Source organism: Sulfuricaulis sp. (assembly GCF_049587675.1).
Lineage (GTDB): Bacteria > Pseudomonadota > Gammaproteobacteria > Acidiferrobacterales > Sulfurifustaceae > Sulfuricaulis.
This window is the reverse complement of the sequence record NZ_JBAVEJ010000164.1, coordinates 1-13,802: the sequence shown is the minus strand read 5'-3', so window position 1 is coordinate 13,802 and position 13,802 is coordinate 1. Positions and strand designations below refer to the sequence as shown.

The following is a 13,802-nucleotide window of genomic DNA, read 5'->3' as shown; positions in this document are numbered from 1 at the left end:
GTTTATTTATCCTGGTCTTAAGGCGCGCTTCGGGATGCGCCGGAGAACACTGGCCGCTATTATCCGGGCATTTTCCGTTACTGTCGATTGTCGGCCCATCCGGAGGATTTATTAGGCCTGAATTTCGCGATTGATCGCCGCGAGTGCCGCCACTGGATCCGCCGCCCGTGTGATCGGCCGTCCAATCACCAAGTAATCGGAACCATCGGCCACGGCATCGGCCGGCGTGCGCGTGCGGCTCTGATCGTCGGTGGCGACACCGGTCGGACGCACGCCGGGTGTCACTAGGAGAAAATCCTTGCCGAAACGACGGCGTAACTGGACCGTCTCCTGCGGTGAGCAAACGACGCCGTCCAGACCGACAAGCTCGGCGAGCCCCGCCAAACGCTCCACATGGCGTGCCACACCGTCCCGCTCCCACCCCAGGTCGGCGACATCGTCTGCGCTGTGGCTCGTCAGCAGCGTCACGCCGATCAGCAACGGGCGGCGGGCCAGACGATCAACCGCCTCGCGCGCCGCCAGCAGCATTTTCTTTCCACCCAGGACATGCACATTCAGCATCCAGACGCCGAGACTTGCCGCCTGGGTACAGGCGCGCGCGACGGTCGTCGGGATGTCGTGATATTTGAGATCGAGAAACACATCGAATCCGCGCGACACGAGGTTTTCCACCACTTTTGGGCCAGCCGCCGTGAAAAGTTCCATCCCGACCTTCAGACGACAGTGCGCAGGTAAAAGCCGTTCGGCAAACGTCTGCGCAGTATGGGCGTCGGGGAAATCCAGGGCGACGATGACACGCGGATTTTCCATTCACTCCTCCCGCACCGGTTTGATAGTGTTCCAGCGGTTGCATCCGGGACATAACCAATGCAACGCCTTTCCCTTGAAGCCACACTGACCGCAGGCGTAGCCGAGGTGTTGTGAGCGCAGATCCTCGATGATGCCTTTCAGCAGCAGAAGATCGTTTCGCCCTGAGTCGCTTGCCTTGACCAGATTCAGTTCCAGCAGTTTGTGCAGGCCGTGTACGTTAGGTGTTCGTCGTAGCCAGTCCACGATGAATTTTTCCGCCGCCGGCACGCCATCGCGATTGCTGATGACGTCCGCGAAAGCCAGCGCCAGCGATACTCCGCCGTGACGCCGCAGCGAAGCCTGGAAATAATCATAGAGTCCCTGCTCATCGTTCAATTGCTTGAATCCGGCGGCGATACGGTCGGCCACCTCGCCGAGGTAATGTATATCCTGTTCCTCGATTCGGCACCATTCACCGATCGCCTCACGGTACTTGCCTTCCTGCGCCGCTATATCACCGAGCAGCATGCTGGCGCGAACACACTTGTCATCGGCCGCGAACGCGCGTTTCAAGTGCTCGCGGGCGGCGGAATAGTTCTTTCGCGCGTAGTCGTGATCTGCCAGTTCGCAGTAAAAATGCGCGATCATCTCATCCAGGTTTTTGCCGGATGCGCGCGCCAGCTTGCGGGTGATGGAAATCGCCTTTTCCCATTCTTTTTCCTGCTGGTATATATGCAGCAAGAGCTTCAGTGCCTGTTCGCCGTGTGCGCGGATTTCAGCCAGCTCGAGGAAGAGATTTTCAGCGCGATCGAAAAGACCGGCCTTCAGGTAATCCTGGCCCAGCTCCAGCAATGCGTGGCTGCGTTGCTCCTTGTCGAGTGTGGGTCGGGCAATCAGGTTCTGGTGGATGCGGATGGCGCGCTCGACTTCGCCCCGGCGGCGAAAAAGATTTCCCAGCGCCAGATGTGTCTCGACGGTATCCGAATTGACTTCCAGCACGCGCATGAAAACTTCGATCGCCTTGTCCGGTTGTTCGTTCAGAAGGAAATTGAGGCCCTTGAAATAGGCCGATGGCAGATCGAACGATTGCCGGGCATGACGTTTCTGTTCGAACCGCGCCGCGAGCCAGCCGGAAGCAGCCGCCAGAGGTAACAGCAACCACAGCAGATCGGTGGCGTTCATTATATTTATGATGTCAGGACAAACGAGCGAAGCGAGTGGGGCTTCATTATCGTCTGAATGAATAAGTGAAGCGAGCAGGGCTTCATTGTCGTCAGGGCGTACGAAATGAAACGGAGCCGGGTTTCATTCATATGACAAGACGAACGAAGTAGGCCTTCATTAGATGACATCTTTAATCGGCAGAGCTCGCAGGTTGATGACTTCCTGTTCGATCTGGCGGATTTCCTTGCGCGCCTGAACCAGTTGCCGCTGCATTCGCACCACGGTTCGAAGGCTGGCGATATAACCCGCCACCACGCCAAAGGCAAAGGCGGCCAGCAACGCCATCGACAGCGGTCCGCTCCACTTCAACCCGAAATAGTAATTAAGCTCCACTGACTGTCTGTTCAGAATGGCAAAAGCGATGCCAATGAGCAGAACCAGAATCGCCAGAACCGTATAAAAAATCCGCTTCATGATGCCTCCTTGGATTATTGAGCCGGCGCGATTGTTTTCGCACGAAGGCAGGCAACGATTGACATTGACTGGCATCCGTGGCGGCACAGGTGCGCCGGTTCAATAACGAAAATCATACGAGGATTTCTCGTGATTGCGGCGGCATGGTGGTTTCGATCCCTGGCCGGGAGAATAACAACCCTGCAAACATGTTCAAGTAGATCTATGCCACCGCCATTCGGACGGGGGTCGCCCTCCGCCTCGGGAACCGGCGGCTGGTTTGTCTTATTTTTTAGTCATAAAAAAACGACATGGGTGACCCACATGCCGTTTATGTCCCGCGAAAAACAAATGCGCTCATTCCGTACCGTTGTTGACGCGCTCCCTTAGCTCCTTGCCAGGTTTGAAATGGGGCACAAACTTGTCCGGGACCTGCACCGCGGCCCCGGTTTTGGGGTTACGGCCGGTACGCGGCGGACGGTAATGCAGGGAAAAACTCCCGAAACCGCGGACTTCGATGCGGTCGCCGGAGGACAACGCGGCGGACATTTGTTCCAGCAGTTCTTTGACCGCCAGTTCCACGTCCCGGTAGTCCAGTTGCGGTTGCTTGGCCGCGAGCAGGCTGATCAGTTCAGATTTTGTCATATACACTCTACCTATAGAAAATAAGTAGAAAGATATCAAGCAGTTTCATGGGGTACCGACCAAAATAAATCTAGCGCCCCGCGCCCGAAGCGTATGCCCCTTCGGCAATCGGCGCAGTTAGCCGCAATAAACCGTGTTTTCTGGGCACTACTCCTGTCTTCAGAATAGCCGCCTCGGGATCTGGCGGCTAGCGGCAGCCCGCGCCGGTACTACCGAAACCACCGCCTCGCCCCTGCAAAAAACCGATGCTTTTCCCGCCGGAAGACGTGGTTCAGGCGTCGGAGCTGTCATGGCCCCCAAGCTTTTCCTTGAGTTTGTCACCCAGGGAAGAGGTGGCCGCGCCCCCTTTACGGGCATACTCCTGCACCGCCTCGTTCTCCTCCTCCATGTCCTTGGCCCGGATGGAGAGCGAGATTTTGCGATTCTTGCGGTCGATCGTGACAATCTTGGCCTCGACGCTGTCGCCGTCCTTCAATGCGGAACGCGCGTCCTCGATGCGATCGCGCGCTATATCGGAGGCACGCAAATATCCTTCTATCTCGTCGGCGAGTTTAATGACCGCGCCCTTGGCCTCGACGCTCGTCACCGTGCCTTTCACAATGGCGCCCTTGCCATGGGCTGTCACATAGCTCGTAAACGGATCGCCTTCGAGTTGCTTCACGCCAAGCGAAATACGCTCGCGCTCGGGATCGACGGCGAGGATCATGGCCTCGATCTCGTCGCCCTTCTTGTAATTGTGAACGGCCTCTTCGCCTGGCATGGCCCAGGAGAGATCGGACAAATGGATCAGGCCGTCGATGCCGCCTTCCAGGCCGACGAAAATGCCGAAGTCGGTGATGGATTTGATCTTGCCGCTGATCTTGTCATTCTTGTTGTGATTGGAGGCGAACTCTTCCCACGGATTCGGCTGGCACTGCTTCATGCCCAGCGATATGCGGCGGCGCTCAGTGTCGATATCGAGAATCATCACCTCAACCTCGTCGCCCAACTGCACGACCTTGGTCGGATGGATGTTCTTGTTGGTCCAGTCCATTTCGGAAACGTGCACCAGGCCTTCCACGCCCGGCTCGATTTCGACGAACGCGCCGTAATCGGTGATGTTGGTGACCTTGCCGAACAGGCGCGTGCCTTCCGGATAACGGCGCTGGATGTCCACCCACGGATCATCGCCGAGCTGCTTGAGGCCGAGCGAGACGCGGTTGCGTTCGCGATCGTAGCGCAACACCTTGGCTTCGATTTCATCGCCGATCTTGAGCACTTCGCCCGGATGTTTCACGCGCTTCCATGCGAGATCGGTGATATGCAGCAAGCCATCAATGCCGCCCAGATCGATGAACGCACCGTAATCGGTGAGGTTCTTGACCACGCCCTTGACCGTCTGGCCCTCTTCCAGGCCCGACAGAAGCGCTTCGCGTTCGGCGGAGATTTCTTTTTCAACCACGGCGCGGCGCGAAACCACCACGTTGTTGCGTTTGCGGTCGATTTTGATGACTTTGAATTCGAGTTCCTTGCCCTCGAGGTAGCTGGGGTCGCGGACGGGACGTACGTCGACCAGAGAGCTGGGGAGAAAGGCGCGGATGGTGTTCATGGCGACGGTGTAACCGCCTTTTACCTTGCCGGTCATGACGCCGGTGACGACGGATTGCACTTCGAAGGCCTTCTCGAGGTCTTCCCATGCCTTGGCGCGGCAGGCTTTTTCGCGTGACAGACGGGTTTCGCCGGTACCGTCTTCCAGCATTTCGATCACGACTTCCACGCGGTCTCCGACCTTGACGGTCACTTCACCGCGGGCGTCCTGGAATTCAGCGACGGGGATCACGGCTTCGGACTTCAGTCCGGCGTTGACCACCACCACGTTATCATCGACATGGACCACCTCACCGGTAATCAACTCACCGGATTTCAGTTGGATTTTATTGAGACTCTCTTCGAATAATTGCGCGAAACTTTCGGTCATAGGTTTAGATAGGTTCCGATCGCCGGCAGCAAAGGCCATGGCTGTCATGTAGCGACTCTGGTTACTCGGGTCAGGTTGATCGTAAGAGATCCAGACGCCCCTTCCGAACTCTGGAAAGGCATGGTTACCCCGGCCGATGCCGCTCCCGCAGCAGGCCATAGACACGCTCAACTACCCCGGAAATGTCGAGCTGAGAGGTATCCAGAATACACGCATCGTTTGCGGGCTTGAGCGGAGAAGCCTCCCGCCCGGCGTCGCGTGCATCGCGCTCACGGATCTCGTCCAAAAGCCGGCGAAGGTTAACATCGAATCCCTTGTCCTTCAACTGTTTATAGCGCCTCTCGGCGCGTACTTCGGGGGTCGCGGTGAGATATACCTTAAGTATGGCGTCGGGAAACACGGCGCTCCCCATGTCCCGGCCATCCGCCACCAGCCCGGGGGGCTGACGAAAAGAGTGCTGTTTCTGCAACAATGCCAGGCGGATCTCCGGAATGGCGGCCAGGATCGAGGCCCGCCTTCCGCTTTCCTCGGTCCGCAACCGGTCGCCGACTTCCTCGCCATTCAGCAGCACATCCACCACATCGCCGCCTGACCTGGGCCGAAAATGGATATCCATGGTCATGGCCAATCGCGCCAGCGCCGCCTTGTCGCCAAGATCGACCTCCGCCCGGTTGGCGGCGACACCCAATGCCCGGTAAAGCGCACCGCTATCGAGAAAATGCCAACCCAACCGTTGCGCGAGCAGTTGCCCGACTGTCCCCTTGCCGGAGCCGCTCGGGCCGTCAATCGTCAAGACCGGGATTGAGGGCGTGTGGTTCATTTACCGCGTTGTACTTTGACTGCCAGTCCGACATGGGCAGCAAGCTCGGCAAAACCCGGGAACGAGGTATCCACGTTCTTGCAGTCGCGCACCGTGACGGGGCCGGAGGCCGCCAGCGCGGCCATGGCGAATGACATGGCGATGCGATGATCGCCGTGGCTGTCGATCTCCCCGCCCTGCAATCGGCCGCCCTGAATGACAATGCCATCCGGCGTTTCACGCGCGTCGATGCCAAGATGCTTCAGGCCCTGGGCCATCACCGCGATACGATCCGATTCCTTCACGCGCAGTTCGTGTGCGCCGGTCAGCACGGTTTCGCCCTGCGCGCAGGCGGCGGCGATAAACAGCGCCGGGAATTCGTCGATGGCGAGCGGCACCTGGTCCTCGGGGATGCGAATGCCGCGCAAGTTGGTCGCACGCACTCGGATATCGGTAACTGGTTCGCCACCGGCTTCGCGCGGATTCAGCAGCTCCAGATTCGCGCCCATGAGCTTGAGGATATTGATCACACCGATGCGCGTGGGATTAATGCCGACATGCTCGAGCACAATGTCGGAATCCGGCGCAATACTGGCGCCAACGAGAAAGAACGTCGCCGAGGAAACATCCGCGGGGACATCGATGTCGCAAGCCTTGAGCCGGCCGCCGCCTTGCACGCTGACGCGCGCACCCTGCGTCTTCACGGCGTAACCGAAACCGCGCAGCATGCGTTCGGTGTGATCGCGCGTGGGCGCGGGCTCGGTGACGGACGTCTCGCCCTCGGCATACAGGCCGGCGAGCAGCAGGCAGGATTTCACCTGGGCACTGGCCACCGGCATCTGGTAATCGATCCCGTGTAATTTCCGGCCGCCCGCGATCCGCAATGGCGGGCGCCCGCCCTCGGCGGTGGCGATCGCTGCGCCCATGGCGCCGAGCGGATCGGACACGCGCTTCATGGGACGCTTGCTCAGCGATTCATCGCCAATCAATTCGGAATCGAACGCCTGGCCCACGAGGATGCCGGCCATGAGCCGCATGGCGGTGCCGGAATTGCCCATATCGAGCGCCTGTTTCGGGGCTTTCAATCCGTGCAGACCGACGCCGTGAATGACCAGCTTGCCGTGGTCCGGCCCCTCGGCGCGCGCACCCAAGGCGCGGAACGCGCCCAGCGTCGAAAGCACGTCTTCGCCTTCGAGCAGACCGGTCACACGCGTCGTGCCCTCGGCGAGCGCGCCGAGCATCACCGAGCGGTGGGAAATGGATTTGTCACCCGGCACGCGGACGCGTCCGGTCAGCTTGCCGCCGGGCTGTACTATATAGTCAACGTTCTTGCTCACGGTTAATTATCCGGAAACAGAATCGACAGGATTTTCTGGGTCAGTCACGCGGAAAAAGCGGCAACGAGACGTCCCGGAATCTACACTAGGCCTGCACATCGTACTTCTTGTTCAAGGCGGCGCGCGTATGCTTGGCACGCGTGAAGGTTTCACACAACCACTTGCCGTCGCCCTTCTCGATGGCCGCCGTCAGCGCGCCGAGATCGTCGTGGTATTGTCGCAGCGCCACCAGCAGCGCATCCCGGTTCGCCAGGCAGATGTCGCGCCACATCACCGGGTCGCTCCCCGCGATACGCGTGATATCGCGGAAACCGCCCGCGGCGCATTCAAGAATCGCGCGATGATCGTCATGCCGCACCACCATGTCCACCAGGCAATAGGCCAGCATGTGCGGCAGGTGGCTGCTCACCGCGAGGATGCGGTCATGATCCACGGCGGAGAGTGTCGCCACCTCGGCGCCCACCGCCTCCCACATGGCACGCACGCTCGCCGTCGCGGTAGCGTCGGTCTCCGGTTCCGGCGACAGGATCACGCGCCGCCCCTGGAACAGATCCGCCTGCGATGCCGTCAGACCCGATTGTTCGGTCCCGGCCAGGGGATGTCCCGGCACGAAGTTCGCGAAGCGCTTGCCAAGTGCATGGCGCGCCGCCTCGATCACGCTGCCTTTGACACTGCCCACGTCGGTCACGACCGTTTGATCCGTCAGTGCCGGTCCGATCTCGCCGAAAATTTCCACCATGCAGCCCACCGGTACCGCCAGCACCACCATGTCGACATGGCGCACGGCGTCGGTCAGCGAGACTTCCGCGCGATCGATCACGCCGAGTTCGACCGCCTGCTGCAGATTACCGACGCTGCGGCCGTAGCCAACGATTTCGTGCGCATAGCCCAACACGCGCAGCGCACGCGCCAGCGAACCGCCGATCAGTCCGATGCCGACAATGCAGATTTTATTGATCATGCATAACCTGCTTCAGTGCCGTGATGAAGCGCAGGTTTTCCTCGGGCCGGCCGATGGTAATGCGCAGATGATTCGGCATGCCGTAATTGGCCACCGGGCGCACGATCACGCCGGCGCGTAGCAGTCCTTCGTAAACCGGGGCAGCCGGACGGCCGAAATCCACGCACACGAAATTGCCAGCCGATGGAATGAACTTGAGCCCCAACGAGTTGAATGCTCCGGAGAGCAACTGCATGCCCTCGCGATTGACCTGGGCGGCGCGCGCCACGTGCATTTCGTCGCCCAGGGCCGCGCTGGCCGCGGCGAGCGCGACGCTGTTCACGTTGAATGGCTGGCGCACGCGGTTGAGCACGTCGGCCATCTCCGGACTGGAGACGGCATAACCCACGCGCAGCCCGGCCAGGCCGTAGGCCTTGGAAAAGGTCCGCGTCGTGACCAGATTCGGGTACTTGCCGATCCAGGCGATGGTGTTCGGATAAGCCGCTTCGTTGACGTACTCGAAGTACGCCTCGTCCACCGCCACCAGCACATGCGCCGGCATGGACTGGATGAACGCCTCGAGCTCCCCGGCGGCGAGCCAGGTGCCGGTGGGATTGTTGGGATTGGCGATGAATACCAGGCGCGTACGCGCATTCACCGCGGCGCGCATGGCCGCGAGGTCATGGCCCCAGTTTTTGGCTTTCGTGATGACGGGTTGGGCGCCGACCGCGCGCGTCACGATGGGATAAACCGCGAACGCATGCTCGGAGAACACGACTTCATTCTCGGGCTGCACGAAGGCGCGCGCCAGCAGCTCGAGGATGTCGTTGGAACCGTTGCCGAGCGTGATGTTACCGGGTGCGACGCTGAGCTTGCGGGCCAGCGCCTGTTTCAGCGCATAACCGTTGCCGTCGGGATAACGATGGATATCGCGCAAGGCCTGGCGCGCCGCTTCCAGCGCACGCGGGCTCGGACCGAGAGGATTCTCATTGCTCGCGAGCTTGATGGCATTGGTGACGCCGTACTCGCGCTCGAGTTCCTCGATCGGCTTGCCCGGCTGGTAGGGCGAGAGCCCCTGCACACCGGGAATCGCCAGGCGCAGGATGTCCGCCGCCATCGACGTCACAGTACCGCCTTGGGATAGGAACCGAGCCGCTTCAGGAATGCCGCCTCCTTCTCCAGCTCGTCCAGCGCCTTGGCCAGCTTGCGATCCTTCACGTGACCGTCGATGTCGATGAAAAATACATACTCCCACATGCTCTGACGCGACGGACGCGATTCAATGCGCGTCATATTGATGCGGTTCTTGGCGAGCGGCGCGAGCAGCCGTTGCAGTGCGCCGGGCCGGTTGCGGCTGGATAACAGCAGGCTGGTCTTGTCATTGCCGCTCGGCGCGGTCTCGAGCGTGCCGATCACAAGGAAGCGCGTGGTGTTGTCAGGACTGTCCTCGATATTGGAGGCGAACATCTTGAGGTCATAAAGACGCGCCGCTGAATCGCCGGCAATCGCCATGGTGCCGACATCCACCGCCGCCATGCGCGCCGCCTCGGCGTTGCTCGCCACCGTCGTGCGTTCGACGCCGGGCAGGTTGGCGTCCAGCCACTCGCGGCACTGGGCCAGCGACTGCTGGTGCGACACCACGCGCCGGGCCGCCTTGATGTCATTGCCCTTGCCGAGCAAATGATGGTGAATGCGCAGCTCCACCTCGCCGCAGATCTTGAGCGGCGAGGTAATGAACATGTCGAGCGTGTGATTGATCACGCCCTCGGTGGAGTTCTCCACCGGCACCAGACCGAACTGGGCGCTGCCGGACTCCACCTCGCGGAACACCTCGTCGATCGCTGCGAGCGGCGCGGTTTCGACAAAGCGACCGAAGTGCTTGAGCGCCGCCTCCTGCGTGAACGTCCCCTCGGGTCCGAGAAACGCGACACGCAGGCGCGATTCGAGCGCCAGGCAGGCGGACATGATCTCGCGGAACAGCCGCGCCATGGCCTCTGCGGACAGCGGGCCCTGGTGACGCGCCATGACGTTGCGTAGCACCTCGGCCTCGCGTTCCGGCCGGTAGAAGTTGTTGATGCCTTCCTGCTGCTTGGTTTCGGCAACTTCCAGCGCCAGCCGCGCGCGCTCGTTGATCAGCGACTGGAGTTTGACGTCCAGCGCGTCGATTTTTTCGCGCAGGATTTTTATCTGCGCCGCGGGTCCGCCATTTTTGCCTTTTTTGCCCATAGCCTCAAATGATGCGCGCCATCAGCACGCCGCCGATACCCGCCACCTTCAGACGCACATCATCCGGTATCGGGCTGTCGAGGTCCACCACGGTGTACGCGTAATCGCCGCGCGAGCGGTTGACCATGTCATGGATGTTGAGCTTGGCCTGGCCCAGGGTTTCGGAGATCAGGCCGAGCATGTTCGGCACATTGGAATTGGCCACGACCAGGCGGTAGGCTGTCTCGCGCGCTGGCGCCACGTCGGGAAAGTTCACGCTGTAGCGTATGTTGCCGTTGGTCAGGAAATCCTTCACCTGCTCCGCCACCATGATCGCGCAGTTATCCTCGGCCTCGGCGGTCGAGGCGCCCAGGTGTGGCAAGGTGATCACGCGCTCGTGGTTATTGAGCAGGATGCTCGGGAAGTCGGAGACGTAACCGTACACCTTGCCGAGCTTGATCGCGTCGCTGACAGCGGCATCGTCCACGATCCCCTCGCGCGCGAAGTTGAGAATGATGACGCCGTCCTTCATGAGCTTGAGGCGTTCGGCGTTGACAAGATTCTTCGTCGATTCCATGAACGGCACGTGGAAGGTCACGAAGTCGGCGGCACGCAGCGCCTCGTCCACGCTGTTCGCCTTCTTCACGTCGGAAGACAACTGCCACGCGCCCTCGACGGTCAGCCCCGGATCGAAGCCGATCACCTTCATGCCCAGTGTTAGACCTATGTTGGCGACGTTGCGCCCGATGGCGCCGAGGCCGATAACCGCCAGCGTGCGGCCGGGCAGTTCGAAGCCCGCGAAATTCTTCTTGCCGGCTTCCACCGCCTTGCTGATCTCGGGGTCGGTGCCGGAAAGCCCGCGCGTAAATTCCCACGCCGGACCGATATGACGACAGGCGAGCAACATGCCCGCGAGCACCAGTTCCTTCACCGCGTTGGCGTTGGCGCCGGGCGCGTTGAATACCGGGATGCCCATCCTGGTCAGTTTCTCGACCGGGATGTTGTTCACGCCCGTACCCGCGCGACCGACGGCCTTGAGGCTCTTCGGGATTTCCATGTCGTGCATCTTGAAGGAACGCAGCAGGATCGCATCCGGCTCTTTCGCGTCGCTGGAAACCTGAAACTGCTCCTTCGGCAGGCGCGCCAACCCGAGCGGAGAAATGTTGTTGAGTGTCTGAATCTTGAACATTATTCCAATCCTGGCTTCTCGATAATTAATTTTTACCGCAGGGACGCCAAGTTTATTGTTTTGTTACGGCCCAAGGCGCTATGAAATCCGTTACATTCGTTCGGCAGCACGAATGTTCACCGAACATTCGTGCTGCCTCACTCTTGGCGGTTCATCCATTCTTTTTCATAAAGTCCTGCATGTAAGCGATCAGCGCGTCCACGCCGGCTTCGGGCATGGCGTTGTAGATGCTCGCGCGCATGCCGCCGACCGAGCGGTGCCCCTTGAGCTGCACCAGGCCCGCCGCCTTCGTGCCCTTGAGGAAGGGTTCGTCTAGCGCCGCGTCCTTGAGCGTGAACGGCACGTTCATCCACGAGCGGCTCTGCTTCTCAACAGGGTTCTTGTAGAAGCCGCCGGTCGAATCGATGTAGGCGTAGAGCTTCGCGGCCTTGCGCTGGTTGACCTCGGCCATGGCCTTGAGCCCACCCTTTTTCAGCAGCATCTCGAATATCAGGCCGGCGATGTACCACGCGTAGGTCGGCGGTGTGTTGTACATCGAGCCGTTATCGGTGTGAATCTTGTAATCGAACATCGAGGGCGTGTTGGCCGCCGCACCGCCGATCATATCCTCGCGCACGATCACGATCGTCAGTCCGGCCGGGCCAATGTTCTTCTGCGCCCCGGCGTAAATCAAAGCGAATTTCGTCACGTCGACCGGACGCGACAGTATCGTCGAGGACATGTCCGCCACCAGCGGCACGCTGCCCGTTTCCGGCACGAAGCTGAATTCCACGCCGCCGATGGTTTCGTTCGGCGTGTAGTGCACGTAGGCCGCGTCGGGGTCGAGCTTCCAGTCCTTCTGCGGCGGTGCGGTGGTGAAATTGGTCGGCTCGGCAGTGGCGGCAACGTTCACGCCGCCGAATTTCTTCGCCTCCTTGATGGCCTTCTTCGACCACTCACCGGTGTTGACGTAATCGGCGGATTTCTTGCCGCGCAGCAGATTCATCGGCACCATGGCGAACTGCGCCGAGGCCCCGCCTTGCAGGAACAGCACCTTGTAGTTCGCCGGGATGTTCATGAGCGCGCGCAGATCAGCCTCGGCCTTCTCGGCGATGGCGATGAACTCCTTGCCGCGATGACTCATCTCCATCACCGACATGCCGCTGCCGTTCCAGTCGAGCAATTCTGCCTGCGCCTGCTTCAAAACTTCCTCCGGCAACACCGCCGGGCCCGCACTGAAATTGAATATTCGTGTCATGGGATCAATTCACCTTGTCATGCTTTGGATGATAAAAACGTTTACTCGTCTTCGGATTCCGCCACCCGCTCGAGACCGGCGAGATGCTCACCCTCTTCAAGCCCAATCAGAGTGACGCCCTGGGTGTTGCGTCCGACGATGGAAATTTCCTTTACGCGCGTGCGGATCAATGTGCCGCCGCTGGTGATCAGCATCGCCTGATCCTCGTCGCCGACCACACAGGCGCTGATCACGGAACCGTTGCGTTCGCTGACCTGAATCGAGATCACGCCCTGGCCACCGCGGCGATGTTTCGGATAATCCTCGAGCGGCGTGCGTTTGCCGTAACCGTTCTTCGTCGCCGTCAGCACCGTGGTGGCACTGCTGACCGCATCCGGGCAGGCGATAATGAGCGCGATAACCGACTGGTCCTTCTGCAGCATGATGCCGCGTACGCCACGCGCGGTGCGACCCATGGGACGCACGTCTTCTTCCGTGAAGCGCACCACTTTGCCGGCATCGCTGAACAGCAGAATGTCGCACGTGCCGCTGGTGAGGCCGACGCCGACGAGGCGGTTGCCCGATTTGAGTTCGATTGCACGGATGCCATTGGAACGCGGACGGGTAAATTCCGTGAGCTCGGTCTTCTTCACCGTGCCGTCGGACGTGGCCATGAACACGTAACCGCCCTGCGCGAAATCCTTCACCGGCAGAATGGCGCTGACGTGCTCGCCCTCGTCGAGTGACAGCAGGTTCACGATCGGCTTGCCACGCGCGCCGCGCCCGGCCTGGGGAATTTCGTAGACTTTCTTCCAGTACACCTTGCCGAGGCTGGTAAAGCACAGGATCGTGGCGTGGGTACTGGCGATCAGCAGCTTGTCCACGAAATCCTCTTCTTTCATGCTGGTCGCGGTCTTGCCGCGGCCACCGCGGCGCTGCGCACGGTAGGCGGTCAGCGGTTGGGATTTAATATAACCGGCGTGCGACATGGTCACGACCACGTCCTCGTCGGCAATCAAATCCTCCATCGACAGGCTCACGCGGTTCTGCACGATCTCGGTGCGGCGCTTGTCGCCGTACTGGTCGCGGATCGCAATCAGTTCGTCGC

Annotated in this window: 13 protein-coding genes; all 13 read right to left on the bottom strand. The window is 60.5% G+C overall.

Translation table 11 applies throughout. The features are described 5' to 3' along the window. Positions 1 to 111: 111 nt before the first annotated feature. A complete protein-coding gene (gene pyrF / locus WB402_RS08580; RefSeq protein WP_424206893.1) occupies positions 112 to 810 on the bottom strand; it encodes an orotidine-5'-phosphate decarboxylase in 699 nt (232 codons plus the stop codon). Next, the gene (lapB, locus tag WB402_RS08575; protein ID WP_424206891.1) at positions 811 to 1,971 is read right to left on the bottom strand and encodes a lipopolysaccharide assembly protein LapB; all 1,161 of its coding nucleotides are present in this window, start codon (positions 1,969 to 1,971) and stop codon (positions 811 to 813) included. 159 nt (positions 1,972 to 2,130) lie between these two features. Next, positions 2,131 to 2,427 carry a LapA family protein gene (locus WB402_RS08570; protein WP_424206889.1) on the bottom strand — a complete coding sequence of 99 codons (297 nt, stop codon included), beginning with the start codon at positions 2,425 to 2,427 and terminating at the stop codon, positions 2,131 to 2,133. 336 nt (positions 2,428 to 2,763) lie between these two features. Further along, positions 2,764 to 3,051 carry an integration host factor subunit beta gene (locus WB402_RS08565; RefSeq protein WP_096360346.1) on the bottom strand — a complete coding sequence of 96 codons (288 nt, stop codon included), beginning with the start codon at positions 3,049 to 3,051 and terminating at the stop codon, positions 2,764 to 2,766. A gap of 271 nt (positions 3,052 to 3,322) precedes the next feature. Continuing rightward, positions 3,323 to 5,008, bottom strand: a complete 1,686-nt coding sequence (gene rpsA / locus WB402_RS08560; protein ID WP_424206887.1) for a 30S ribosomal protein S1 — start codon at positions 5,006 to 5,008, stop codon at positions 3,323 to 3,325. Positions 5,009 to 5,132: 124 nt separating this feature from the next. Further along, positions 5,133 to 5,828, bottom strand: coding sequence for a (d)CMP kinase (gene cmk, locus WB402_RS08555; protein ID WP_424206885.1), 696 nt, complete (start codon positions 5,826 to 5,828; stop codon positions 5,133 to 5,135). After that, complete coding sequence (aroA, locus tag WB402_RS08550; RefSeq protein WP_424206883.1) at positions 5,825 to 7,144, bottom strand: 3-phosphoshikimate 1-carboxyvinyltransferase; 1,320 nt, start codon at positions 7,142 to 7,144, stop codon at positions 5,825 to 5,827. Before aroA ends, cmk begins: the two co-directional genes overlap by 4 nt. A gap of 85 nt (positions 7,145 to 7,229) precedes the next feature. After that, on the bottom strand, positions 7,230 to 8,105 hold the full coding sequence (locus WB402_RS08545) for a prephenate dehydrogenase (protein ID WP_424206881.1): 876 nt from the start codon (positions 8,103 to 8,105) through the stop codon (positions 7,230 to 7,232). Continuing rightward, positions 8,095 to 9,201 carry a histidinol-phosphate transaminase gene (gene hisC / locus WB402_RS08540; RefSeq protein WP_424206879.1) on the bottom strand — a complete coding sequence of 369 codons (1,107 nt, stop codon included), beginning with the start codon at positions 9,199 to 9,201 and terminating at the stop codon, positions 8,095 to 8,097. Before hisC ends, WB402_RS08545 begins: the two co-directional genes overlap by 11 nt. A gap of 5 nt (positions 9,202 to 9,206) precedes the next feature. Beyond that, positions 9,207 to 10,310 carry a prephenate dehydratase gene (gene pheA / locus WB402_RS08535; RefSeq protein WP_424206877.1) on the bottom strand — a complete coding sequence of 368 codons (1,104 nt, stop codon included), beginning with the start codon at positions 10,308 to 10,310 and terminating at the stop codon, positions 9,207 to 9,209. Between the two features lie 4 nt (positions 10,311 to 10,314). Continuing rightward, the gene (locus tag WB402_RS08530) at positions 10,315 to 11,478 is read right to left on the bottom strand and encodes a 3-phosphoglycerate dehydrogenase family protein (RefSeq protein ID WP_424206875.1); all 1,164 of its coding nucleotides are present in this window, start codon (positions 11,476 to 11,478) and stop codon (positions 10,315 to 10,317) included. Between the two features lie 151 nt (positions 11,479 to 11,629). Next, positions 11,630 to 12,715, bottom strand: coding sequence for a 3-phosphoserine/phosphohydroxythreonine transaminase (gene serC, locus WB402_RS08525; protein ID WP_424206873.1), 1,086 nt, complete (start codon positions 12,713 to 12,715; stop codon positions 11,630 to 11,632). Positions 12,716 to 12,756: 41 nt separating this feature from the next. Then, a partial coding sequence (locus WB402_RS08520; RefSeq protein WP_424206871.1) for a DNA gyrase C-terminal beta-propeller domain-containing protein occupies positions 12,757 to 13,802 on the bottom strand: 1,046 nt, incomplete at its 5' end.

What these genes read in the sequence shown, in the direction of transcription:
- pyrF (WP_424206893.1), bottom strand. Translation starts at nt 810, where the DNA reads ATGGAAAATCCGCGTGTCATCGTCGCCCTGGATTTCCCCGACGCCCAT.
- lapB (WP_424206891.1), bottom strand. Translation starts at nt 1,971, where the DNA reads ATGAACGCCACCGATCTGCTGTGGTTGCTGTTACCTCTGGCGGCTGCT.
- WB402_RS08570 (WP_424206889.1), bottom strand. Translation starts at nt 2,427, where the DNA reads ATGAAGCGGATTTTTTATACGGTTCTGGCGATTCTGGTTCTGCTCATT.
- WB402_RS08565 (WP_096360346.1), bottom strand. Translation starts at nt 3,051, where the DNA reads ATGACAAAATCTGAACTGATCAGCCTGCTCGCGGCCAAGCAACCGCAA.
- rpsA (WP_424206887.1), bottom strand. Translation starts at nt 5,008, where the DNA reads ATGACCGAAAGTTTCGCGCAATTATTCGAAGAGAGTCTCAATAAAATC.
- cmk (WP_424206885.1), bottom strand. Translation starts at nt 5,828, where the DNA reads ATGAACCACACGCCCTCAATCCCGGTCTTGACGATTGACGGCCCGAGC.
- WB402_RS08545 (WP_424206881.1), bottom strand. Translation starts at nt 8,105, where the DNA reads ATGATCAATAAAATCTGCATTGTCGGCATCGGACTGATCGGCGGTTCG.
- hisC (WP_424206879.1), bottom strand. Translation starts at nt 9,201, where the DNA reads ATGGCGGCGGACATCCTGCGCCTGGCGATTCCCGGTGTGCAGGGGCTC.
- pheA (WP_424206877.1), bottom strand. Translation starts at nt 10,310, where the DNA reads ATGGGCAAAAAAGGCAAAAATGGCGGACCCGCGGCGCAGATAAAAATC.
- WB402_RS08530 (WP_424206875.1), bottom strand. Translation starts at nt 11,478, where the DNA reads ATGTTCAAGATTCAGACACTCAACAACATTTCTCCGCTCGGGTTGGCG.
- serC (WP_424206873.1), bottom strand. Translation starts at nt 12,715, where the DNA reads ATGACACGAATATTCAATTTCAGTGCGGGCCCGGCGGTGTTGCCGGAG.